Source organism: Salinimicrobium oceani (assembly GCF_012037645.1).
Genome location: NZ_JAAVJR010001442.1, coordinates 1 through 308, shown reverse-complemented (window position 1 = coordinate 308; position 308 = coordinate 1). Strand labels below are relative to the sequence as shown.

1 pseudogene is annotated in these 308 nt (G+C 40.9%); it reads left to right on the top strand.

The window, feature by feature from the left end:
- Positions 1–13 precede the first annotated feature (13 nt).
- A pseudogene (locus HC175_RS22550) lies at positions 14–308 on the top strand (capsule assembly Wzi family protein); the annotation flags it as partial.

Sequence of the window (308 nt, the reverse complement as noted above, 5' to 3'; positions counted from 1 at the left end):
GATACAGGCCATTATGTATGAGTATTATTTCACGCGGAATCAAAGTAAAAACTATCCCACTACCGATGGTAAAGACAATTACTTCAACAATCACCTCTATCGCTCAGGTTGGACCTATGAAAACAGGATCATTGGTCTACCATTCATTTTGCTGGATGAAGACCGGTTTAGAGTGGCTCATAACAATATTGTAGCTCATCACATTGGCCTCACAGGAATCGCCTTTTACACCTACCCATATAAATTCCTTGCCAGCTATAGGGGGAATTATGGAGCTAAGGGAGGATCTTCCAAACCAATAGAAAGAA